Below are 22845 nucleotides of genomic sequence, written 5' to 3' on the forward strand. Positions count from 1 at the left end.
ATTGCCCGATGGCGCGGCGCTTATCGGGCCTGCGAAATCGACATATTGTTCGGGGGTAGGCCGGATAAGGCATTTACGCCGCCATCCGGCAAACCCTTTAAATAATACCGAGCGGCCAGTGATGACCGATAAAATACAGTATGCCGGCGGATATCACCCCGGCGACGATATCATCGATCATAATCCCCATGCCGCCGTGCACGTTGCGATCAAACCAACGGATCGGCCAGGGTTTCCACATATCCAGAATGCGGAAAATAACGAACCCGGCAGCCACCCACTGCCAGTCCGTCGTCGGCAACGCCATTAGCGTTATCCACATACCGATAAATTCATCCCAGACAATACTGCCGTGGTCGTGTACGCCCATATCTTTCGCCGTCTGATGGCAAAGATAAACGCCAATGCAGATCCCAAACATCACGACCAGCGAATAAAGCTGCCACGGCAGAAACGTCATCAGATACCAGAAGGGGATCGCCGCCAGCGAGCCCATCGTGCCCGGCACCACGGGGCTCAGCCCGCTGCCAAAGCCGGTAGCGAGCAGATGCCACGGATTGCGCAAATTCAGGCGGCTTTTCGCAACATCTTTATGGCGTGGCAAAATGGTCATATCCTTTCCAGTCAAAGGTGACAGGCATTCCGTCACGTACAAAATTCAGCCCTTCAATATCTGCGCTCATTTGACCTATGCAGGTAAAGGGAACACCCAGTTGACCAATGGCGACATCCAGCGCGCCACGGTTCAGTTCCGGCACCGTAAAGCACAGCTCATAGTCTTCGCCGCCGGAAAGCGCCCAACGCAGCGCCTGCCCGTCATCAACATGGCGCATCATCGCATCGGATTTTGGCAGCGCATCAACATCTACTCTTGCCCCACAGCCGCTGGCCTTGACGATATGCCCCAGATCGGAAATCAAACCATCGGAAAGATCGATAGCCGCGCTGGCGATATCACGCAGCGCCTGGCCGTGTAAAATACGCGGCGTCGGGCGTAAATGCCGTTGAATTAAATAGTGAGCGTCTGTCTCCTCCGACACCTGTAGCCGGTTTTGCAAAACCGCCAGCCCGGCAGCGCTGTCGCCCGGCGTACCGGTGACATAAATCCAGTCGCCCGGCTTCGCGCCAGATCGCTTGAGCGCGCGCCCTGCCGGGATATAACCGTGGATACCCAGCGTCATCGACAGCGGTCCACGCGTGGTGTCGCCGCCAATGAGCTGCATATCGTAGTAATTCAATAGCGCAAACAGACTGTCGCTAAAAGCCTCCAGCCACGCCTCATCCACTTCCGGCAACGTTAACGCCAGCGTTAACCAGGCCGGATCGGCGCCCATCGCGGCCAGATCGCTTAAATTCACCGCCAACGCTTTATAAGCCAGATCGGCAGGATCGATATTGGGGAGGAAGTGGTTGCCCGCCACCAGCGTATCGGTACTGATCGCCAGGGTCTGCTTTTCAGGAATATTCAGGAGCGCGCAATCGTCGCCAATACCGGTTTCAACATCAAGACGAGAGCTTCTTACACGGTCAAAATAACGGGCAATCAGGGAAAACTCGCCACATGCCATACGTTATGCCTCAGCAGAAAAAAAGAAAAGGCCGGAGACGGCGGGTATCGATCGCCCGCTATCTTTCCGGCCTGTGAATCACTTTTTGTTGGGACGAATCACCGGAGCTGCTTTATCCAGTACGCCGTTGACGAATTTGTGGCTGTCTTCAGCGCCAAAGGTTTTCGCCAGTTCAATCGCTTCGTTGATGGCCACTTTATAAGGCACATCGCTGCGTTTTGACAGCTCAAACAACGCAATACGCAGCACGGCTTTTTCAACCTGTCCCAGCTCTTCAAGCAGGCGGGACAGATACGGTTTCATTAAACCATCCAGGTACGCGCTGTTAGTCGCCACCCCGGATAGCAGTTCACGGAAATAGAGAACGTCGACGTCTTTTACGTCCTGTTCCGCCAGGAACTGGTATTCAACATCAGCGATGTCGTTCTGGGACAACTGCCAGGAGTAAAGCGCCTGGACGGCACACTCACGGGCGCGGCGACGAGCAGCAGGTTTCACGGAATTCCCCTTACAAAAAATCAGGCCTTAATGGCTTTCAATACATTAATCATTTCAAGCGCGGTCAGCGCAGCTTCTGCGCCTTTATTACCGGCTTTTGTACCAGCACGTTCGATGGCTTGTTCAATACTCTCGGTGGTCAGAACACCAAAGGCTACCGGCACGCCACTGTCCTGGGCAACGCTTGCCAGGCCATTGCTGGCGCCGCCTGCCACATATTCAAAGTGCGCAGTCCCCCCGCGAATCACGGTTCCCAGCGCAACCACGGCGTCATATTTACCGCTTTTCGCCAGCGCTTCGGTCGCCAGCGGCAGTTCATAGGCGCCAGGCACCCACACTACGGTAATATTATCATCTTTTACCTGACCAATACGCGTCAGGGCATCAACCGCGCCATCCAGCAGGCTGTCGTTGATAAACTGATTGAAACGCGCAATAGTGATGGCGACACGAGCGTCAGGGGCTGCAACGTTAGCTTTAATAATGTTCATATTCTCTCTTCCAGGGTTCATTTGGCCCCGCAGGGGGGCGGATTTTATCATAATAATTTGAGCGCTGCTCCCCTTTCGACGGGAGAACTCATGCGCTCACCATATGCAGGCAAACATCCGGGCCGACATGACGTATTTCGCTGAAGGTAAATTGCGGCGCGTCGGCGAGCTTCTCAAGCCCCGGCAATTCGCATAATCCCCGCGCCTGGGTTCCCAACAATTTAGGCGCGACATAGACAATCAGTTCATCCACCAGCCCGGCTTGCAGCAACGCGCCCGCCAGTCCCGGTCCGGCTTCAACCCATATGCTATTAATCTGCTGCCTGCCTAACTGCATCATCAGCACAACCAGATCCAAATGTCCGTTGTGCGCCGGCACGCTGATAGTACGAACCGAATCGGGCCACGCGCGGCTATCTTCTTGGGTACGCGCGATCCACGTTTCGCCAGGCTGCTGCACAATACGATGCGCAGGCGTTACCCGGTTTTGGCTGTCGATAACAATTCGCACCGGCTGGCGCAGATTTTCCTGCGGGTAAGACGCCTGCGTAGAGGCATCTAACTCCGCCCAACGCACCGTCAAGGCCGGATCGTCAGCCAATACCGTCGCGCTACTGGTTAAGATAGCGTGACTTTGCGCACGCAAGCGCTGAACGTCGCGCCGGGCCTGCGGCGAGGTGATCCACTGGCTTTCGCCGCTGGCCATCGCCGTCCGTCCATCCACGGAGGCGCCCAGTTTAAGCTGAAGATAAGGGAATCCGGTACGCATCCGCTTGAGGAAGCCTTTATTGAGCGCCTCCGCTTCACTCATCATTAACCCGTGGCTGACCGCAATACCCGCCTGTTGCAGGCGATACAGCCCGCGCCCGGCGACCTGTGGATTTGGGTCCTGCATCGCGGCGACCACGCGCGCGACGCCGGCCGCAATCAGCGCATCGCAACATGGCGGCGTTCGCCCATGATGGCTACAGGGTTCAAGCGTGACATAGGCGGTTGCGCCTTTGGCTTTTGCGCCCGCCATCCGCAGCGCATGGACCTCGGCGTGCGGCTCTCCGGCGCGCTGGTGATAACCTTCGCCGACGATGTCGCCATTGTTAACAATGACACAGCCGACATTAGGGTTCGGGTGAGTGGTGAAACGCCCACGCTGCGCCAGTTTTAGCGCTCGCGCCATGTAAAATTCATCCTGCATGGCTTAGTCCTGTAGGCGAGCGATTTCTTCGCCAAAGTCTTTGATATCTTCGAAACTGCGATAGACGGAGGCAAAGCGAATATACGCGACTTTATCGAGTTTTTTCAGCTGCTCCATGACCAGGTTGCCAATCATCTTGCTGGGAACTTCACGCTCCCCAGTGGCACGTAATTGTGACTTAATATGGTTCAATGCCATTTCAACATCATCTGCGCTGACGGGTCTTTTTTCCAGCGCTCTCAACATGCCGCTACGCAGCTTATCCTCATTAAAGGGTTCGCGCACATCGTTGCTTTTTATCACGCGCGGCATGACCAGTTCAGCCACTTCAAAGGTCGTAAAGCGTTCATTACACACCAGACACTGCCGACGGCGGCGCACGGACGAGCCCTCGCCTACAAGACGAGAGTCAATGACTTTGGTATCTACGGCGAAACAAAATGGGCAATGCATACGGCGTCCTGACCAGATGATTTAGAAAACGCTATTTTACCCTGAACTGGCGCGACAACAAAGGCGGAGCGCTTTTGAGATAAAGGATCGGTGCCTTTGTGCGTATAGCGCACTACCATTACGCTATCGGACCACGAAGGAAATGATCGACATGACAAGACGTTACCTAAGAATTCTCCTGGTGGGAAGTCTCTTGAGCCTGACCGCCTGCGCGCCGCAGAGCGAAGTTCGCCAGATGCATCAAAGCATTAGCACCCTGAATAAAGAGATGACCCAACTGAATCAGGAAACGGTAAAAATTACCCAACAAAATAAGCTGAATGCGGAGTCAACCCGCGGCGTCTATTTGTTGCCTGGCGCCAATACGCCTGCCCGGCTGGAGAGTCAGATCGGTACGCTACGTATGACATTGCTGGAGATTACGCCTGACGCAGACGGCGCTCACGCAACGTTACGCATTCAGGGCGAGTCCCGCGATCCGCTGCCGGCATTCAGCGCTACCGTAGAGTACGGGCAAATTCAGGGCACTACGGAGAACTATCAGGAGGTGAATGCACAGAGCCTTCTGGTAAATGCCCCTGCCAGCTTGCTGGCGCCCAGTGATGTCAATATTTCGTTACCGTTGAAGGGGATCACTCCGGCGCAGTTAGGCTTCATTCGCATCCATGATATTCAGCCTGTTAATCAATAAACGTTCTGGCGGAGCGTTTTGTGCGTTCCGCAACATCCCCCGCGCGACTTTTGTTGCCCTACTGACATTTTCGTCATTTATGACATAGATTGGTAATATTCATGAAAGACAGTACTGTCGCCGCACCTAAAATGCGCAAACGTGAACGCAATCGATTACGTAAATGATAGATATGTGAAACAAGACATATTTTTGTGAGCAATGATTTTTATAATAGGCTCCGCAGAAACACGAAATATTTAGAAACGCAAATTGCGTTCTTTTCACTCCCGTAAGGGATTTCAAACAGTGGCATACATATGAAAAAAACTTTACTCGCAGTCAGCGCAGCGCTGGCGCTCACCTCATCTTTTACTGCTAACGCAGCAGAAAATGATCAGCCGCAGTATTTGTCCGACTGGTGGCACCAGAGCGTAAACGTGGTAGGCAGCTACCATACCCGTTTCTCGCCGAAATTGAACAACGACGTCTATCTGGAATATGAAGCATTTGCCAAAAAAGACTGGTTTGATTTCTACGGCTATATCGATATTCCCAAAACCTTTGATTGGGGTAACGGCAACGATAAAGGTATCTGGTCCGACGGTTCTCCGCTGTTCATGGAAATAGAACCGCGTTTCTCGATTGATAAGCTGACCGGCGCAGACCTGAGCTTCGGCCCGTTTAAAGAGTGGTATTTCGCCAACAACTACATCTACGATATGGGCGATAACAAAGCCAGCCGCCAGAGCACGTGGTATATGGGTCTGGGGACCGATATCGACACCGGCCTGCCGATGGGCCTGTCGCTGAACGTGTATGCGAAATATCAGTGGCAAAACTACGGCGCGTCCAATGAAAACGAATGGGACGGCTACCGTTTCAAAGTGAAATACTTCGTCCCCATCACCGATCTGTGGGGCGGTAAACTGAGCTATATCGGCTTTACCAACTTTGACTGGGGATCTGATTTAGGCGACGATCCGAACCGTACCAGCAACTCCATCGCTTCCAGCCATATCCTGGCGCTGAACTACGATCACTGGCACTACTCGGTCGTTGCGCGTTACTTCCATAACGGCGGACAGTGGCAGAATGGCGCAAAACTGAACTGGGGCGACGGCGATTTCAGCGCGAAATCTACCGGCTGGGGCGGCTACCTGGTCGTGGGTTACAACTTCTAAACCTGCAAAAAAGGCCAGAGGTCGCCCTCTGGCCCGTTTCGGGCGCATGCTGCCATGCGGCGGCGAGTCGCGCCCACTTCACATTACTTCCGGCGATGCCACCAGCCTAAAAACAGACCTGTCGCAATCCCGACCAGCGTTGGTGCCGCCAGATCGTGCCAGATAGTAATGCTCAACTCTGTGAGCGTCATATTGCCGCCTTTGTTGCAATGGCAACGGTTCGCGGCTATCCTCAACTTGTCTAGGGTCAAGTTAGCCCCCGTAATGTTGCCGGTGAATACCGAACAATGTGCGGGGGTTTTCTCTTTCCAGCGACAAGGCCACCGGGGATCAAGCCCCCGCAACATTGCGCCTCACCGGGTTGCCCCGGCTTACCGCTGATTCTACTCTGCTCGCCAGTATCGGCAGGACTTAAAAACAAAAAAATCCCAACCTTGCGATCGGGATTCCAGTGACAATGTATGCGTTACAGGACGTTTGGGGGCTGGCGACAAACTCCGGGGCTGAAAAAATGTCGGATTGCATCCGATCTACGAAAACCAATAGTTCATTTATATTGCGGATTCCGTTGGGTGGAGCGAAGCGTAACCTAACATTCAACAGCACCAACAACTTTGTCAGCAGCCTGCTTATTTCTTTTTGTTCATCATCGCTTTCAGATCGGCAAACGGGTTATAAGTCGCCTCGCCGACATCTTTTTGCGCATCTTCCCCGGCAATGACCGTCGAACCGTACTGATCGGCTTCGGTATATTTGGAATGCTCGTGATCGTGGCAGTAGAGGCACAATAGCTCCCAGTTGCTGCCGTCTTCCGGGTTATTGGTGTGGTCATGATCGATATGATGCACCGTCAGCTCACGCAGATTTGAATACACAAACTCACGGGAACAACGTCCGCACACCCACGGAAACAGCTTCAGCGCTTTTTCACGATAGCCGCTTTCCAGGCGCGCATAGTTTTTGGGGATGATAGCCATAATTAACAGGTACCTGAATAATACAAAGAGTTATGCGCAGTTTCCCGCGAAGCCGGGCTTTTAGCAATGATTCTGTGCAACTTATATATCCAGGTAAGGAAGGCTATTTCAGACAAACTGATGACCAATCAACCCGTTTTACAAGCGTTGGAGGTATCGCTATCACATCTTACGGCATTTTTTCGTGCTCAACTTTACGCAAAAAATCACGCAAAGAACGGTCGATTGTTTCACGAAATCGCCGGTTAAGCGGAGTAATTTGTAAACAGCGATCGAGGCGAAAACACCGATAGTCTTCCCGTCTCTCACACCAGGCAACCAGTAGCCAGTGCTCTCCCCAGAAAAACAATCCCAGAGGTTGTATATCCCGTGAAGAGAGATGCCCCGCTTCATCACGATAATGTAGCGCCAACACCTGCTGCGCCGAAACGGCCTGATGGATAAGATCAAACGCGCTGCGCGAATGTGGAGATGTACCCAACTCCGGAGCGTAAATCCGTGTCTGCTCCGCTTTACGACGGCTCTCTTCCGGTAAAATAGCCAACACTTTTTCCTGGGCGGATTCAAGCTCGCGCGATAGCGAATCGCCGCCCCAGGTTTTCAATAACCGTATAGCCACCATCAGTGCTTCCGATTCACGATGGGTAAGCATCAAGGGCGGCAGATCAAAACCCGCCATTAAACGGTATCCGCTCCCCGCTTCACCTTCGACAGGCACACCGGATAACGACAGATCGCGAATATCGCGATAAATCGTCCGTTCAGAAACCGCAAGCCGCTGTGCCAACAGCGCTGCCGTCGTCAGTCGTCTACCCCGCAAAATTTGCACGATCTGAAACAAACGGTCAGCGCGTCTGGTCATATTGACTCTCTACATTTAGCAAATATCACGCAGGTTGATGTAAACCTATTCGGTTACCTTCGCTGTCAATAAACAACGCGATGGTTCCAATATCATCTCCGGGAACCATGGGTTCCAGAACACACTTGCCACCGGCAAGGACGACACGTTCAATCGAGGCTAACAAATCGGCGGTATGCAGATAAATAACGACTCCCTGCGCAACTGGAGCGACATCATCCTGCTTTATCAGCGCTCCGCCGGGTCCGGGTTCAGCATACGGGAATACGGCCAGGTCCGCCCCATCCATGGTTTCCCGACGTAACGATATCTGCATCACTTGCTCATAAAAGGCGATTGCACGCGCCATATCAGTAACTGGAATTTCAAACCAGTTAATCAAGTTTTTCATACATCCTCCTGCGTGTGTGGATTAATTCATGAGGAGTGTATGACAGGGCTCCTGACAGCATACTGTCAGTAATGTTTATCGTCATGGTACATAAAAAAAATCCCGATCGCATGACCGGGATTCAGATAACACTTAAATACGTGTTTACGGCAGAATGGACGGCTGATCCGCCCCTTCTTTTTCGACTTTCTGCTGCAGCATATGCTCGCGCTTCATACCGAGTTTCAGCGCCAGCGCCGATGCGACATAGATAGAAGATGCCGTACCAATAGAGACACCGATCAGCATCGTCAGCGAGAAGCCTTCCAGTACCGGACCGCCGAAGAGGTACAGCATCAGAATTACCACTAACGTCGTACCGGAGGTAATCAACGTACGGTGTAGCGTCTGGGTCAGCGACACGTTAAAGATTTCGTAAGGCGTCCCGCGACGGATTTTGCGGAAGTTTTCACGAATACGGTCGGAGACCACGATACTGTCGTTCAGCGAGTAACCGATCACCGACATCAACGATGCCACAATGGTCAGGTCAATCTCGATATGGAAAAGCGACAGTATCCCCAGCGTAATGATCACGTCGTGCGCCAGCGCGATGACCACCCCTGCCGCCAGTCGCCACTCAAAGCGGAAACCGACATAAACGAGGATAGAGATCAACGCCACCAGCAGCGCCATGGCGCCGGTTTGCGCCAGATCGGCGCCCACGCTTGGCCCCACGAATTCAATACGCTTCACGGCCGCGTTCTGGTTGGTGGCTTCATTAATGATCGTCACCACTTTGCTACCCAGTACCTGACCGCCGGTTTCACCTTCGGTTGGCGGCATACGCACCATAATGTCGTGACTGCTGCCAAAGTTCTGCAACTGCGGCTCCTCATAGCCCGCTTTTTGCAGCGCTTCGCGCATCACGTCCATTTCAGCCGGTTTTTCCAGCGTGATTTCAATTACCGTGCCACCGGTGAAATCCAGCCCCCAGTTAAACCCGCGTACGCCCATAATGACAATGGCCGCGATCAGCAACAGCCCGGAGATGCCGAATGCCCAGAAGTCCCAGCGCATAAAGTCATAGACTTTACGGCCGTGGTTTAGTTGTTCAACAGTGTATTCCTGTGCCACATCGCACTCCTCAGATTGACAGCTTAGTGACGCGCTTGCCGCCATATAGCAGGTTTACGATAGCACGCGTACCGATAATCGCGGTAAACATCGACGTCGCCACACCGATACCGGTCGTAATCGCGAACCCTTTAATTGCCCCGGTACCGACAGCATACAGAATGATGACTTTAATCAGCGTCGTGATGTTCGCATCGAAGATGGAACTGAACGCGCCGGCATAGCCTTCGTTTATCGCCTGCTGTACCGTGCGGCCATTACTCAACTCTTCTTTGATACGTTCGTTAATCAGAACGTTGGCGTCGACCGCCACCGCAAGGGTTAACACGATACCCGCAATCCCCGGCATACTGAGCGTTGCCCCCGGCAACAGCGACATGATACCGACAATCAACACCAGGTTAGCCACTAACGCGCTGGTCGCAATCAGACCAAACTTCTTATAGAAGAAGATCATGAACAGGATGGAGACCACCAGACCGGCCAGACAGGCTTCCAGGCCCTGCTTAATATTTTGCATACCCAAAGTCGGGCCAATGGTGCGCTCTTCAACGATCTGAATCGGCGCAATCAGGGCGCCCGCACGCAGCAGCAACGAGAGCTGACGCGCTTCGTTCGGGTTGCTGATACCAGTAATACGGAAGCTGTTACCCAGCCGAGACTGGATGTTGGCAATGTTAATCACCTCTTCCTGTTTCACCAGTACGGCGCGACCGTTAGCGTCTTTCTTACCGCTGTCTTTATACTCCACAAACAGGGTCGCCATCGGTTTGCCGATATTGTCCTTAGTGAAGTTAGACATGATATTGCCGCCTGCGCTATCCAGCGAGATGTTAACCTGCGGTTGGTTATATTCATCCTGGCTGGACGTCGAGTCGGTGATATGGTCGCCGGTGAGGATCACGCGTTTGTACAATACCACCGGCTGACCTTCGCGGGTCTGTTTCACTTCGGAGTCACCCGGTACGCGCCCGGCAGCAGCGGCGGCCTGGTCAACGTTGGTATTCACCAGACGGAATTCCAGCGTCGCGGTCGCGCCGAGAATTTCTTTCGCGCGAGCGGTATCCTGGATACCCGGCAGCTCAACCACAATACGGTCTGCGCCCTGGCGTTGTACGACAGGCTCCGCGACGCCCAGTTGGTTAACACGGTTACGCAGAATATTAATGTTCTGCTGAACGGCGTATTCGCGCGCTTCGCTCAGGCGCGCATCGGTCATTACCGCGCGAAGTTGATTACCGCTCTGGCTGGAAATCACCAGGTCACGATGACGCGGCGTCAGATAGGCGATCGCCTCATCACGCGCTTTGCTGTCACGGAACGTGATGCTCAGCCCATAATTATTTTCTTTACGAACGGTGGTATAAGGAATGCCTTTCTCACGCAGATCGCTGCGCAGGCTATCGATATTTTGTTCCTGGAGTTTACCTAACGCGGTATCCATATCCACTTCCATCAGGAAGTGAACGCCGCCGCGCAGATCAAGACCGAGCTTCATCGGATCGGCGTGAATAGCCGCCAACCAGCGCGGCGTAGCCGGCGCAAGGTTAAGCGCCACGACATATTTATCCCCCAGCACGCTCATCAGCGCTTCACGGGCGCGTAGCTGGGTATCGGTGGTGTCGAAGCGCGCAAGAATAGCGCCCTCTTCCAGTGCCACAGACTTAGCGGGAATTTTTTCTTCTTGTAACGTTTTCTGGACCTGGATCAGCGTTTGCTCACTGGCGGCGACGCCGCGCACGCCAGTGATTTGAACAGCCGGATCCTCACCATACAGGTTGGGAAGTGCGTAAAGCAGGCCGACGATAATCACGACGACCAGCATGATGTACTTCCACAAAGGATAACGGTTTAACACGGCAGTTCCCTTTGGGAAAACGAAATATTACAGCGCCTTCATGGTGCCTTTCGGCAGAACGGCAGCTACGAAGTCACGTTTGATAACCACTTCCGTGGTGTCATTCAGCGCGATGGCAATGTAGCCGGCTTCCGCTACTTTGGTCACTCGACCGACCAGACCGCCATTCGTCAGAACTTCATCACCTTTCGCAATGGAGTCCATCAGCTTTTTGTGCTCTTTGGTGCGCTTCTGCTGCGGGCGCAGGATCATGAAATAGAAAATCAGACCAAACACCACCAGCATTAAAATCAGAGACATCGGGCTGCCCTGCGCTGGAGCACCTGTTGCCGCTACCGCATCAGAAATAAAAAAGCTCATTCAAATTCCCTCATTATTAAAATTAATCAACGTTCAAAGGTGGAACGGGTCGCCCCTGACGTTGGTAAAACTCGGTTACGAAGCTCTCTAATTTACCCTCTTCAATAGCCTTGCGTAAACCCGCCATCAAACGCTGGTAGTAACGCAAGTTATGAATGGTATTGAGACGCGCACCTAATATTTCGTTGCAACGGTCGAGATGATGCAAGTAAGCGCGTGAATAATTGCGACAGGTGTAGCAATCGCACTCGGCGTCAAGCGGGCTGGTGTCGCTTTTATGCTTTGCATTACGAATCTTCACCACGCCGTCGGTCACAAACAGATGACCATTACGGGCATTTCGCGTTGGCATGACACAGTCAAACATATCAATACCGCGACGCACCCCTTCCACCAGATCTTCCGGTTTACCCACGCCCATCAGGTAACGCGGTTTGTCAGCCGGGATCTGCGGGCAAACGTGCTCCAGAATGCGGTGCATATCTGCTTTCGGCTCACCGACAGCCAAACCGCCGACAGCGTAGCCATCAAAGCCAATCTCTACCAGACCTTTCACCGAGATATCGCGTAAATCTTCGTAAACGCTGCCCTGAATGATGCCAAAAAGCGCATTCTTATTGCCAAGGCTATCAAAACGGTCGCGGCTACGCTTCGCCCAACGCAACGACATCTCCATCGAGCGTTTAGCATAGTCCCAGTCTGCCGGGTACGGGGTACATTCATCAAAGATCATCACGATATCGGAACCGAGATCGTACTGGATCTCCATCGACTTTTCCGGATCGAGGAAAATCGGATCGCCGTTGATCGGGTTACGGAAGTGCACGCCTTGCTCGGTAATCTTACGAATATCGCCGAGGCTGAAGACCTGGAAGCCGCCGGAATCGGTGAGAATCGGCCCTTTCCACTGCATAAAATCGTGCAGATCGCCATGCAGCTTCATGATCTCCTGACCCGGGCGCAGCCACAGGTGGAAAGTGTTGCCGAGAATAATCTGCGCGCCGGTCGCTTCTACTTCTTCCGGCGTCATGCCTTTCACGGTACCGTAAGTACCCACAGGCATAAAAGCAGGCGTTTCCACTACGCCACGATCAAACACCAGACGACCGCGACGCGCGCGACCATCGGTGGTATCTAACTCAAATTTCATTATCACTCCTGCGTCAGAAAAACAGTCCGACGTTTAACGACTCGCTACGGAATGATTCCATAGCTAATAAATTCCCGAAGGCGTCATCGGCGCAGCCAGTTTGGGGTCGACCAGCGCACAACCACCGGAGCGTACACGCAGTACGTGAGGATGGCGAGCACTGCCCGGCGTCAAAATGGCAAGTGAGATAGCCTTCTTACGGACGCTCAGAAATAGCCTGCGGATTGTACGTGATAAACATCGCGTCCCCGTAGCTAAAAAAGCGATATTTTTGTTCTACCGCAGTCTTATAGGCATTCATGGTGTGTTGATAACCGGCAAATGCGGAAACCAGCATAATCAACGTCGATTCCGGCAGATGGAAGTTGGTGATCAGCGCATCAATCACTTTGTATTGATAACCTGGATAAATAAAGATTTGCGTATCGCCGAAGAACGGCTCTATCAAATCGCTTTTTGCCGCCTGCGCCGCGCTTTCCAGCGAGCGTACCGAGGTGGTGCCGACGGCGATAACCCGGTTGCCGCGCGCTTTCGCCGCCAGCACCGCGTCGACCACCTCTTGCGGCACCTCAGCATATTCGGAGTGCATGATGTGATCTTCAATGGTATCGACACGCACCGGCTGGAAAGTGCCCGCGCCTACGTGTAGCGTAACAAACGCCATTTCGACACCTTTCTCACGAAGCGCCGCCAGCAGCGGCTCATCAAAGTGCAGCCCGGCGGTCGGCGCGGCGACGGCGCCCGGTTTTTCACTGTAGACCGTCTGGTACAGTTCGCGGTCGGCGTCCTCGTCCGGACGGTCGATGTACGGCGGCAACGGCATATGGCCGATGGCGTTGAGAATATCCAGCACCGGACGCGGGTCATTAAACTCAACTTCAAACAGAGCGCCGTGACGCGCGGTCATGGTCGCGTGAATACTTTCGTCGTCGCCCAGTAGCAGTTCCGTGCCCGGTTTTGGCGCTTTAGAAGCGCGAATATGCGCCAGGATGCGTTTATCATCGAGCATACGTTCGACCAGCACTTCTATCTTGCCGCCGCTGGCTTTACGGCCAAAGAGCCGCGCCGGGATCACGCGGGTATTATTGAAGACCAGCAAATCGCCAGGGTTGAGCTTATCGAGCAGATCGGTGAAAGTACCGTGCGTCAGCGCGCCCGTCGGCCCCTCTAATGACAGCAAACGGCAGCGACTGCGTTCCGGCTGTGGGTAGTGGGCAATCAGGGATTCGGGTAGTTCAAAGGAAAAATCGGTAACGCGCATGACTCTGACTCAGACTAAAATAAGAGGCGGGTAGTCTAGTGCCGGGGCGTTCCCGCTGCAACCGTTACCCGCTTTTTGGACAGAGAATCAATAATGAATTTTCTTGCTCACCTGCATCTGGCGCACCTTGCCGACAGCTCGCTTTCCGGTAATCTTCTGGCCGATTTTGTCCGCGGTAACCCGGCAACACATTATCCTCCTGACGTCGTAGAGGGTATTTATATGCATCGGCGTATTGACGTCATGACCGACAACCTGCCGGAAGTTCGTGAGGCGCGAGAGTGGTTCCGCCATGAAACTCGGCGCGTGGCGCCCATTACGCTGGACGTCATGTGGGATCATTTTTTATCGCGCCACTGGACGCAAATCTCCCCTGATTTTCCACTTCAGGCGTTTGTCGGCTACGCCCATGCGCAGGTCGCGACGATTCTGCCCGACTCCCCGCCGCGCTTTGTCAACCTGAATGATTATCTTTGGTCAGAAAAATGGTTAGAGCGGTATCGCGATATGGATTTCATTCAAAACGTGCTGAATGGCATGGCGAATCGCCGTCCCCGGCTGGATGCCTTGCGTGATTCCTGGTACGATCTGGACGCGCACTACGACGCGTTAGAAGAGCGCTTCTGGCATTTTTATCCGCGTATGATGGCACAGGCCGCCCGCAAAGCGCTGTGACGGCCTGATAGCGAGGGCGTGCGTCAGATCCGCCGTTGGCAGAAAGATCGTTCGCTGTCATAAAGGGGTCATCATTACGATTTATAATGCCCCGATCGATAGGCAAAAGCTGTCTCATTGATTGTCAAGACCGCATTGTTTTGTCGCTTCGCCCTCCCTATACTGCCCGCGTTGCGTTCTAAAACCCTTAATATTGCAGGAGAATTATTATGGTACTGGTTACTCGTCAGGCCCCGGATTTCACCGCTGCGGCGGTACTGGGTAGCGGTGAGATTGTTGATAAATTCAACTTCAAACAGCACACCAATGGTAAAACGACCGTTCTGTTCTTCTGGCCGATGGACTTCACTTTTGTTTGCCCGTCTGAGCTGATCGCCTTTGATAAACGTTATGAAGAATTCCAGAAGCGCGGCGTTGAAGTAGTCGGCGTTTCTTTCGACTCTGAGTTTGTCCACAACGCATGGCGTAACACCCCTGTCGATAAAGGCGGCATTGGCCCGGTGAAATACGCAATGGTCGCCGACGTGAAGCGTGAAATTCAGAAAGCTTACGGTATCGAACATCCGGACGAAGGCGTTGCGCTGCGCGGCTCTTTCCTGATTGACGCAAACGGTATTGTTCGCCACCAGGTCGTAAACGATCTGCCGCTGGGTCGTAACATCGACGAAATGCTGCGTATGGTCGACGCGCTGCAGTTCCACGAAGAGCACGGCGATGTCTGCCCGGCGCAGTGGGAAAAAGGCAAAGAAGGCATGAACGCCTCTCCGGACGGCGTGGCTAAATACCTGGCTGAGAACATTTCCAGCCTGTAAGTCAGTGCATTGATAAAAGGCTCGCGAATGCGAGCCTTTTTTATGCGTGAGGTGTTACGAACCACCTCGCCTCAACGGTTCATCCATACCGTCGCGGAAATCGCGGGTAAACGAAGTCTTCCCTCGCGGATGTCACCGCTTCCCGTTTTACATTGCCATCCGGCCACGTTCAGCAACGATAACGCTTCCAGCGCCACTTCACAGGCCTCGCCCCGGTTAATCGCCACCAGCGCCCGCTGCTGCTGATAAACTCGCACGAATACCACTACGTCACCTTCGGCATACAGCGCCTGGCATCCGCCACGACGCAGCGCCAGGCTGCGCTGACGCAGTTTCGCCATACGCTGGTACAGCGCCAGCAAGTTGCCGTCCTGCTTGCGTTCATCCCACGGGAACGGTTTGCGGCACATAGGGTCATTTGCGCCGTCCACGCCGACTTCATCGCCGTAATAAATACATGGCACGCCGGGCCAGGTAAACAGCCAGACCACCGCCAGCGGCAGGCGCGCCGCGTCTTTACCGAGCAAGGTTTTAAAGCGCGCAGTATCATGGCTGTCGAGTTGATTAAACATGCGTAGTTGCTGCTGGTGCGATAATCCGGCGCGGTAGTTATCCATCCACGCGATACAGGTCCGGGCATCAATATGCTGTGGTTCGTAAGCGATATCAGTATTGGCGAGAAATCCCCACAGCGGGAAGGTGAAGCCGCGATAATTCATGGCGGCATCTTCCGCATCGGCCTGTAGCCATTGCCGCGCATCGCCGAAATGTTCCCCCACAATATAGGCTTCGGGCTGCGCCTCTTTTGCCGCCCGGGTAATACCGGCGACGTGCTGCAAATTGTGGCGCGCCCCGCCCGCCTCGCCCAGCATATGTACGACATCCAGCCGCCAGCCGTCCATATTCCACGGAGCCTTTAGCCAGTGACGAACGATACTGTCCTCACCGCGATAGATCTCATCCACTAGCGTTTCTGATTGATAATCGAGTTTCGGCAGGCTCGGATAACCCAGCCAGTCCAGCGCCACGCCTTGTGGTGAAAAGGAGTACCAGTCGCGCCACGGCGAGTCCGGGTGATGGCACGCGCCGCCAGTGCTGCGGTTATGCCTGTCAAACCACGCATGCGAGTCGCCACTATGATTAAACACGCCATCCAGCACCAGCCTCATGCCCTGCGCCTGGGTTTCACGCCGCAGGCGTAGCAGCGCCCGATCGCCGCCAAATTGCGGATCGACATGACGATAATCTTCCGTGTCGTACTTATGGACGCTCGGCGCGGTAAATACCGGATTCAGATATAGCGCTGTGACGCCCAGTTTTTTCAGATACGGCAGCTTCTCACAAATGCCATTCAGACAGCCGCCGTAAAAGGTGGAACCGCCCGCCTGGGGGGTTAAAGGATCGTCCCAGTCGCGCAGCACAATCTCCTGACCTGCGGCATGATGGTAGTACACCCGGTCCTGATCGGCTTCACGCGTCGCGCTGCGGGCAAAACGATCCGGGAAGATCTGATAAAAAATTTGATCGGCGACCCACTGCGGGCCGCTGTCCGGAACATCAACGGCAAATTGTTCCAGACGCGCAGGCGGAAAGCGGCTAAATCCCTGCGGCGTGAACCAAAGCTGGCGGTCATGCCAAAGCAATTTAAAGCTGTAACGGCGACGGGGTTGCCCTAACGCGATATTGAGCGTCGCTCGCCACGCCGTCACGCCCGGCTGCGGCTGGCGGCGCTGTTTACGCATCGCCAGTGAGATTTCTTCATTATCGAATTCTGAGCGCAACGTCACGCGAGACGGCGGATTTTCTCCGCTCAGCCACAGCGTAATGGTTAATTTATCGTTATGTTGCTTCACAAATGGGGCAACCGGTAAGTGCCAGGCATTCAACATCTCGTATCCCCTCTACTGAAAATGGGGCCACCTTGCCACAGAGATTTAAAGGATAACTCATCATCCAGGGGTTTATTAGGGGAGGAGACTCCAGGAGGAGAAGCGGCTCCGCTTATCCGGCCTGCCGTTGCCTGCAGACCGGATAAGGCAGAGAAAAACGACTACGCCTGCGCCAATTGACGGTCGCGACGGCGTTTAAACATCCAGCCAATCAACAGCAGAACTATCCAGGCAAAGCCCACGTACAGTGAGATGCGGGTATCCGGATGGTAGCCGATAAGCGCAATAATGAAGACCAGGAAAATCAGACCCGCTATCGTCGTTACGACACCGCCCGGCACCTTAAATTTCAGCGCTTTTACCTCTTCCGGCGGTAAACGACGACGGAAGGCGATTTGCGACAGCAGGATCATGATCCATACCCATACCGTCGCAAACGTCGCCAGCGAAGCAATCACCAGGAAGACGTTTTCCGGCATGATGTAGTTCAGGTAAACCGCAAACAGCAGCGCAATCGTCATCACCAGCACAGTAACCCACGGAATACCACGGCGTGACGTTTTGGCAAAAATTTTCGGCGCGCTCCCCTGCTCCGCCATACCATGCAGCATACGGCCTACGCCAAACACATCGGAGTTGATAGCGGAAAGCGAGGCGGTCAATACCACAAAGTTCAGAATGCTGGCGGCAAAGGTAATCCCCATATGCTGAAACGTCAGCACAAATGGGCTGCCGTTTGTGCCGACCTGATTCCACGGATAGATAGACATAATGACGAACAGCGTGCCGACATAAAATACCAGGATACGCATCGGTACTGAGTTAATGGCGCGCGGAATGGATTTCTCCGGGTCTTTCGCTTCCCCGGCGGTGATACCGATAATCTCAATCCCGCCGTAAGCGAACATCACCATTTGCAGCGACATGATCATTCCCAGCCAGCCATTGCTGAAGAAGCCGCCGTTGCTCCACAGGTTATGAATGCCGGTCGGCTGCCCGCCGTTGCCAATTCCCCACACAATGATGCCGATACCCGCGACAATCATGATAATAATGGTGGCGACTTTGAAGAAGGAGAACCAAAACTCCAGCTCGCCGAACACCTTGACGCTCATCAGGTTGATGGCGCAAATGATCAGCACCACGCTAAGTACCCAAATCCAGTGCGGCACGGCGGGGAACCAGACTCCCATGTAAATGCCGAACGCGGTCACGTCGGCAATGGCGACGATCAGGATCTCAAAACAGTAGGTCCAGCCGGTAATGTAGCCCGCAAGCGGGCCGAGGTTTTCCTGCGCATAGCGCGAAAATGAGCTGGCGGCAGGGTTGTGAACGGACATTTCCCCCAATGCGCGCATAATGATATATGCCGCGACCCCGCCAATAATATAGGCCAACAGCACGCTCGGCCCCGCCATTTTGATGGCGTCCGCCGAGCCGTAAAACAGGCCGGTGCCGATTGCCGAACCTAATGCCATAAAGCGAATGTGCCGGGTGCTCAGCCCACGCTTTAGCTTATTATTGCTTTCCATCAATTTCTGACCTATCAACACAATAAAAAACCACGGGGCGTTAAGCCCCGTGGTGTACACATATGTCAGCGATTTTAGTGAGCGCTGGAGGTCACCTGCCGACCCGCCGCGCGATCCCAGATAATCGCCAGGATCACCATCACCACCGTTGGCATCAACCACGCCAGTCCCTGTTCCGCCAGCGGTAAACGCTGACTCCAGGCTGGCAGCATATCGCCAAAGGCAGATGCTTTGATGCCGTCAAGGATACCAAAAAGCAGACTGATAAACATGGCCGGCGCGATGATACGGGTGGAATTATGCCACCATGAGCGGGTAAAACTTAATACAACCAGTGCGATACACGGCGGATAGATAGCCGTCAGCACCGGAATGGAGATTTGAATCAGATGGCTCAGTCCAAGGTTTGACACCACCATAGAGAAGCCGCCGAGAATAAAGACCAGCGTGCGGTAAGACAGCGGAATATACTGCGCGAAAAACTCAGCGCAGGCGCAGGTCAGCCCCACCGCCGTCACCAGACACGCGATAAAGATCAGCGCCGCCAGCAGGAAGCTTCCCGCGCCGCCAAAGGTATGCTGAACGTAGGCATGAAGAATCGCCGCGCCGTTCGCTGACTGATCGACCAGCGTCGCGCTATCAGAACCTAAGCGGAACAAGGCAAGGTAAAGCAGCGTCAGCCCCACGCCCGCCATCAGGCCGGCCCAGACCGTGTAACGCGTCAACAGGCGCGCTTCGGTCACGCCGCGAGAACGCGCCGCGTTCACAATAACGATACCAAACACCATCGCGCCCAGCGTATCCATCGTCAGATAGCCGTTCACAAATCCGTTAGAAAAGGCCGCATTCTGATAAGCGTCCAGGGCGTTGCTGATTGGACCGGCAGGCCAAACGATAGCCGCGACGGAAAGGATGACCAGCGCAATAATTTTCAACGGCGCCAGGAAATTCCCCACCGTATCCAGCAGCTTACCCGGATAGAGGGAAACCAGAATAACGATAGCGAAATAGACCACGCTGTAAATCAGCAACGGCATTGCAGAATCGCCGGTCAACGGAGCGATACCGACCTCAAACGACACCGTCGCGGTACGCGGCGTCGCAAATAACGGCCCGACGGCCAGATAGCAAACGGTCGCCAGCAGGAGTCCCGCCACTTTACCAATCGGCGTACTGAGGCTGTCTACGCCGCCGCCGACTTTCGCCAGCGCCACAACAGTAAGAACCGGTAGCCCTACGGCGGTAATCAGAAAACCAATAGCGGCTGTCCAGACGTGTTCACCCGCCTGCAAACCGACCATAGGAGGAAAGATAATATTGCCTGCGCCAACGAACAGCGCAAATGTCATAAAGCCCAGGGCGATGATATCGCGCGATTTTAACTGATGGGTCATAAAGTCTTACTGCCTGTGGATGGTGATGTTGTAAACATTAAAATTTTTGCCTTTCCCGGAGGATTATAAAGCGGCGTTTTTTATCAATTTCAGCGGGAAAAGCTCCCGGACCGATGCGGCGAAGAATTGTTTTTCGATTTACCGCGCAAATGCAGTCGTAATGACAGCACCTGAAGCGCAATTTAAACGCTTATAACGTTTTAAAGCAAGGTGGGATCTAAAAACCAGATGAATATAGCGATATGAAATTTACAACCAGAATAAAACACCATTCTCATGAAAAAGTTATGGCTAATCATGCGAACAAAAAATCACCAAACGTTGAATGTTTCAACGAGCCCGTCTTAACTGCAAAGAAAATAAGCCAGCATCCGCTGGCTTATGGAAAGTTATACTTACGAAAGGCAATTAATCGCTATTTTTGGCAATTAAACGTTCCGGCAGCACAAAGCTAAATCGCGTTCCTTTGCCAGGCGAACTGTCGATTTCAAGGCGGCTTTCATGGTGATTCAACGCATGTTTCACAATCGCCAATCCCAGGCCGCTGCCGCCCGTTTGCCGCGAACGCGCTTTATCGACGCGGTAGAAGCGTTCGGTCAGACGAGGAATATGCTCGGCAGCAATCCCCGGACCGTTATCTTGAATGCAAAATTCAGCGCCATGCGCGGCACGTCGCCAGCTCACCGTAATATGCGTTCCCGCCGGCGTATGGTTTACTGCGTTATACACCAGGTTTGAGATCGCGCTACGTAGCTGCTCTTCATTGCCCAGAACGCTAAGACTATCGTCGACCTCAAACGTAAAGGTATGTTTCTGCTGGCTGAGCGTCTGCGCTTCACGCTCCACGACCCGCAGCATCATCGGTACATCCACTTTTTCATTTAATAACAGCGCCGGGGCCGCCTCAATTTTAGACAGCGTAAGCAGTTGTTTTACCAGCCCTTCCATACGATACGTTTGCTCGCGCATCGTATGCAGCGCTTTCTCTCGCGTCGCCCCCTCCAGCGCCTGTTCCTGCATCATTTCCAGATAGCCTTGCAATACCGTCAAGGGCGTACGCAACTCATGGCTAACGTTGGCGAAAAAGTTACGTCTGGCGCCTTCAAGCTGATGCATTTGCGTCACATCGCGCGCCACCATCAGGAGTTGTTTATCGGTATAAGGCATGACGCGGATCTCCAGGTGCCGCCCGGTATTGAGCACCAAATGAAGCGGACGGGTGAAATCACGCGTTTTTAAATACTGGGTAAACTCCGGATAACGCAGTAGATTGAGAATATTCTGCCCGTTGTCATCCGGCCAGCGTAGCCCCAGTATCTGTTGCGCCAAACCGTTACACCAAAAAATGCCGCCCTCTTCTGTGGTCAGTACCACGGCATCAGGCAGCGACTCCGCGCCGCTGCGAAAACGTTTAATCAGGTTCCCCAGCTCGCGACGACGCTTCTTATTTCGCAACTGCATCTGGTGTAAACCGTATAACAGCGGTTCCCAACTTCCCCGTCCCGGCGGCGGCGTCATACTTCTGTCGACCCAAAGCCACCAGGAGAGGCGTAATAAATTCCAGAAATGCCAGACAAGCAGTCCCGTCACCGCCGCCAGTAAAAACCACGGCAGATAACCAAAAAAAGCGCTAAGGATAAGCGCGGGGATGCAACAGAGCACCAGCTCCAGCACCAGCCTTTTCCATGACAGCCGTTCCAGCACGCGTCATACTCCCTCAAGAATGGAAAGCCTTCTCCGCCAGAAACCTGTGATCAACTGGCGGAAAAGGCATTAAAAGCGGGTCGAAAAACGATACCCTGTCCCGCGTACCGTTTGCACCATCCGGTCGTGGCCGCTGTGCTCCAGCGCCTTACGCAAACGGCGAATATGCACGTCGACCGTCCGGTCTTCAACGTACACATTGGTGCCCCAGACATGATTGAGCAGCTGTTCGCGGCTATAAACCCGTTCCGGGTGCGTCATAAAGAAATGGAGTAATTTAAATTCGGTCGGCCCCATATCCAGCGGGCTGCCGCCGGTCATCACGCGGTGAGAGCCAGGATCAAGGCTCAGTCCCTGCATCTCGATCACCTCTTCGACCGCCATCGGCGAGATGCGCCGCATAACGGCTTTAATGCGCGCCACCAACTCCTTGGGGGAAAACGGCTTGGTAATGTAATCGTCAGCGCCGGTTTCCAGCCCGCGCACGCGATCTTCTTCCTCACCTCTTGCGGTCAGCATAACCACCGGAATATCCCGGGTCATGGCTTCACGTTTGAGATGTTTAATAAACTGTAACCCTGACCCGCCGGGCAACATCCAGTCAAGAAGGATGAGATCCGGCCAGGGTTCATTAAGTTTATTCACCGCACTGTCATAATCTTCGGCTTCTACGGGCTGAAAGCCATTTTGTTCGAGCACGAAGCACACCATTTCACGGATCGGCGCCTCATCTTCTACGACCAGAATACGTCTCGCCATAATTTGCCCTGTTAGTCGTTAGTTATCAATGCCGCGCCATTATGCGTCA

At 53.8% G+C, this 22845-nt stretch carries 24 protein-coding genes and 1 pseudogene; 5 read left to right on the top strand and 20 right to left on the bottom strand.

Annotated elements, in window-relative coordinates; all coding sequences use genetic code 11:
- Position 1 precedes the first annotated feature (1 nt).
- A pseudogene (locus ACLJZ5_RS06565) lies at positions 2-93 on the top strand (hypothetical protein); the annotation flags it as partial.
- A 4-nt stretch (positions 94-97) separates the two neighbouring features.
- Here ACLJZ5_RS06565 and pgpA read toward each other — a convergent pair.
- From pgpA to nrdR, 6 genes are all read right to left on the bottom strand, one after another.
- Positions 98-613 (bottom strand): phosphatidylglycerophosphatase A, encoded by a 516-nt coding sequence (gene pgpA, locus ACLJZ5_RS06570; RefSeq protein ID WP_000154063.1) that lies wholly within the window; start codon positions 611-613, stop codon positions 98-100.
- Entirely contained in the window at positions 591-1568 is a 978-nt protein-coding gene (thiL, locus tag ACLJZ5_RS06575) for a thiamine-phosphate kinase (protein ID WP_023207506.1), read from the bottom strand. The genes pgpA and thiL overlap by 23 nt, the downstream gene beginning before the upstream one ends.
- Before the next feature lie 78 nt (positions 1569-1646).
- Complete coding sequence (gene nusB, locus ACLJZ5_RS06580) at positions 1647-2066, bottom strand: transcription antitermination factor NusB (RefSeq protein WP_000801129.1); 420 nt, start codon at positions 2064-2066, stop codon at positions 1647-1649.
- Between the two features lie 20 nt (positions 2067-2086).
- A complete protein-coding gene (gene ribE / locus ACLJZ5_RS06585) occupies positions 2087-2557 on the bottom strand; it encodes a 6,7-dimethyl-8-ribityllumazine synthase (RefSeq protein ID WP_001021372.1) in 471 nt (156 codons plus the stop codon).
- Positions 2558-2645: 88 nt separating this feature from the next.
- Entirely contained in the window at positions 2646-3749 is a 1104-nt protein-coding gene (gene ribD / locus ACLJZ5_RS06590) for a bifunctional diaminohydroxyphosphoribosylaminopyrimidine deaminase/5-amino-6-(5-phosphoribosylamino)uracil reductase RibD (RefSeq protein ID WP_001150229.1), read from the bottom strand.
- 3 nt (positions 3750-3752) lie between these two features.
- The gene (gene nrdR, locus ACLJZ5_RS06595) at positions 3753-4202 is read right to left on the bottom strand and encodes a transcriptional regulator NrdR (RefSeq protein WP_000543533.1); all 450 of its coding nucleotides are present in this window, start codon (positions 4200-4202) and stop codon (positions 3753-3755) included.
- Positions 4203-4353: 151 nt separating this feature from the next.
- Between nrdR and ACLJZ5_RS06600 the strand changes: the two genes are divergently transcribed.
- Both ACLJZ5_RS06600 and ACLJZ5_RS06605 read left to right on the top strand, forming a co-directional pair.
- A complete protein-coding gene (locus tag ACLJZ5_RS06600; protein ID WP_024797527.1) occupies positions 4354-4893 on the top strand; it encodes a DUF3251 domain-containing protein in 540 nt (179 codons plus the stop codon).
- 299 nt (positions 4894-5192) lie between these two features.
- Positions 5193-6056, top strand: coding sequence for a nucleoside-specific channel-forming protein Tsx (locus ACLJZ5_RS06605; RefSeq protein WP_000752021.1), 864 nt, complete (start codon positions 5193-5195; stop codon positions 6054-6056).
- A gap of 83 nt (positions 6057-6139) precedes the next feature.
- On the opposite strand, the gene ACLJZ5_RS06610 is transcribed toward ACLJZ5_RS06605, so the two are convergent.
- From ACLJZ5_RS06610 to queA, 9 genes are all read right to left on the bottom strand, one after another.
- Positions 6140-6247, bottom strand: coding sequence for a type I toxin-antitoxin system toxin Ldr family protein (locus ACLJZ5_RS06610; RefSeq protein ID WP_000176312.1), 108 nt, complete (start codon positions 6245-6247; stop codon positions 6140-6142).
- Between the two features lie 438 nt (positions 6248-6685).
- Positions 6686-7033, bottom strand: a complete 348-nt coding sequence (yajD, locus tag ACLJZ5_RS06615; RefSeq protein WP_000974818.1) for an HNH nuclease YajD — start codon at positions 7031-7033, stop codon at positions 6686-6688.
- 169 nt (positions 7034-7202) lie between these two features.
- Positions 7203-7895 carry a helix-turn-helix transcriptional regulator gene (locus ACLJZ5_RS06620; protein ID WP_023202234.1) on the bottom strand — a complete coding sequence of 231 codons (693 nt, stop codon included), beginning with the start codon at positions 7893-7895 and terminating at the stop codon, positions 7203-7205.
- A 25-nt stretch (positions 7896-7920) separates the two neighbouring features.
- Complete coding sequence (locus ACLJZ5_RS06625) at positions 7921-8286, bottom strand: VOC family protein (protein WP_000793035.1); 366 nt, start codon at positions 8284-8286, stop codon at positions 7921-7923.
- 144 nt (positions 8287-8430) lie between these two features.
- Positions 8431-9402, bottom strand: coding sequence for a protein translocase subunit SecF (secF, locus tag ACLJZ5_RS06630; protein WP_000046629.1), 972 nt, complete (start codon positions 9400-9402; stop codon positions 8431-8433).
- A gap of 10 nt (positions 9403-9412) precedes the next feature.
- On the bottom strand, positions 9413-11260 hold the full coding sequence (gene secD / locus ACLJZ5_RS06635; protein ID WP_000934811.1) for a protein translocase subunit SecD: 1848 nt from the start codon (positions 11258-11260) through the stop codon (positions 9413-9415).
- A 27-nt stretch (positions 11261-11287) separates the two neighbouring features.
- Positions 11288-11620 (bottom strand): preprotein translocase subunit YajC, encoded by a 333-nt coding sequence (gene yajC / locus ACLJZ5_RS06640; protein WP_000007628.1) that lies wholly within the window; start codon positions 11618-11620, stop codon positions 11288-11290.
- A 22-nt stretch (positions 11621-11642) separates the two neighbouring features.
- On the bottom strand, positions 11643-12770 hold the full coding sequence (gene tgt, locus ACLJZ5_RS06645) for a tRNA guanosine(34) transglycosylase Tgt (RefSeq protein ID WP_000667305.1): 1128 nt from the start codon (positions 12768-12770) through the stop codon (positions 11643-11645).
- Positions 12771-12966: 196 nt separating this feature from the next.
- The gene (queA, locus tag ACLJZ5_RS06650; RefSeq protein ID WP_001266530.1) at positions 12967-14031 is read right to left on the bottom strand and encodes a tRNA preQ1(34) S-adenosylmethionine ribosyltransferase-isomerase QueA; all 1065 of its coding nucleotides are present in this window, start codon (positions 14029-14031) and stop codon (positions 12967-12969) included.
- 93 nt (positions 14032-14124) lie between these two features.
- On the opposite strand from queA, the gene acpH reads away from it, so the two are divergent.
- Both acpH and ACLJZ5_RS06660 read left to right on the top strand, forming a co-directional pair.
- On the top strand, positions 14125-14706 hold the full coding sequence (acpH, locus tag ACLJZ5_RS06655; protein ID WP_001009858.1) for an ACP phosphodiesterase: 582 nt from the start codon (positions 14125-14127) through the stop codon (positions 14704-14706).
- 209 nt (positions 14707-14915) lie between these two features.
- Positions 14916-15518 carry a peroxiredoxin gene (locus tag ACLJZ5_RS06660; protein WP_000244731.1) on the top strand — a complete coding sequence of 201 codons (603 nt, stop codon included), beginning with the start codon at positions 14916-14918 and terminating at the stop codon, positions 15516-15518.
- Positions 15519-15589: 71 nt separating this feature from the next.
- On the opposite strand, the gene malZ is transcribed toward ACLJZ5_RS06660, so the two are convergent.
- The 5 genes from malZ to phoB form a co-directional block, all read right to left on the bottom strand.
- Positions 15590-17407 (bottom strand): maltodextrin glucosidase, encoded by a 1818-nt coding sequence (malZ, locus tag ACLJZ5_RS06665; protein ID WP_024797526.1) that lies wholly within the window; start codon positions 17405-17407, stop codon positions 15590-15592.
- Positions 17408-17568: 161 nt separating this feature from the next.
- Positions 17569-18939, bottom strand: coding sequence for a proline-specific permease ProY (gene proY, locus ACLJZ5_RS06670; RefSeq protein WP_001727981.1), 1371 nt, complete (start codon positions 18937-18939; stop codon positions 17569-17571).
- A gap of 74 nt (positions 18940-19013) precedes the next feature.
- Positions 19014-20333 carry a branched-chain amino acid transporter carrier protein BrnQ gene (gene brnQ / locus ACLJZ5_RS06675; protein WP_000149625.1) on the bottom strand — a complete coding sequence of 440 codons (1320 nt, stop codon included), beginning with the start codon at positions 20331-20333 and terminating at the stop codon, positions 19014-19016.
- A 408-nt stretch (positions 20334-20741) separates the two neighbouring features.
- A complete protein-coding gene (phoR, locus tag ACLJZ5_RS06680; protein ID WP_000893642.1) occupies positions 20742-22037 on the bottom strand; it encodes a phosphate regulon sensor histidine kinase PhoR in 1296 nt (431 codons plus the stop codon).
- Positions 22038-22106: 69 nt separating this feature from the next.
- Complete coding sequence (gene phoB / locus ACLJZ5_RS06685) at positions 22107-22796, bottom strand: phosphate response regulator transcription factor PhoB (protein ID WP_024797525.1); 690 nt, start codon at positions 22794-22796, stop codon at positions 22107-22109.
- Between the last annotated feature and the right edge of the window lie 49 nt (positions 22797-22845).

Origin of the sequence: Salmonella sp. 5800 (assembly GCF_046558195.1) — a bacterium.
GTDB classification, from domain to species: domain Bacteria; phylum Pseudomonadota; class Gammaproteobacteria; order Enterobacterales; family Enterobacteriaceae; genus Salmonella; species Salmonella enterica.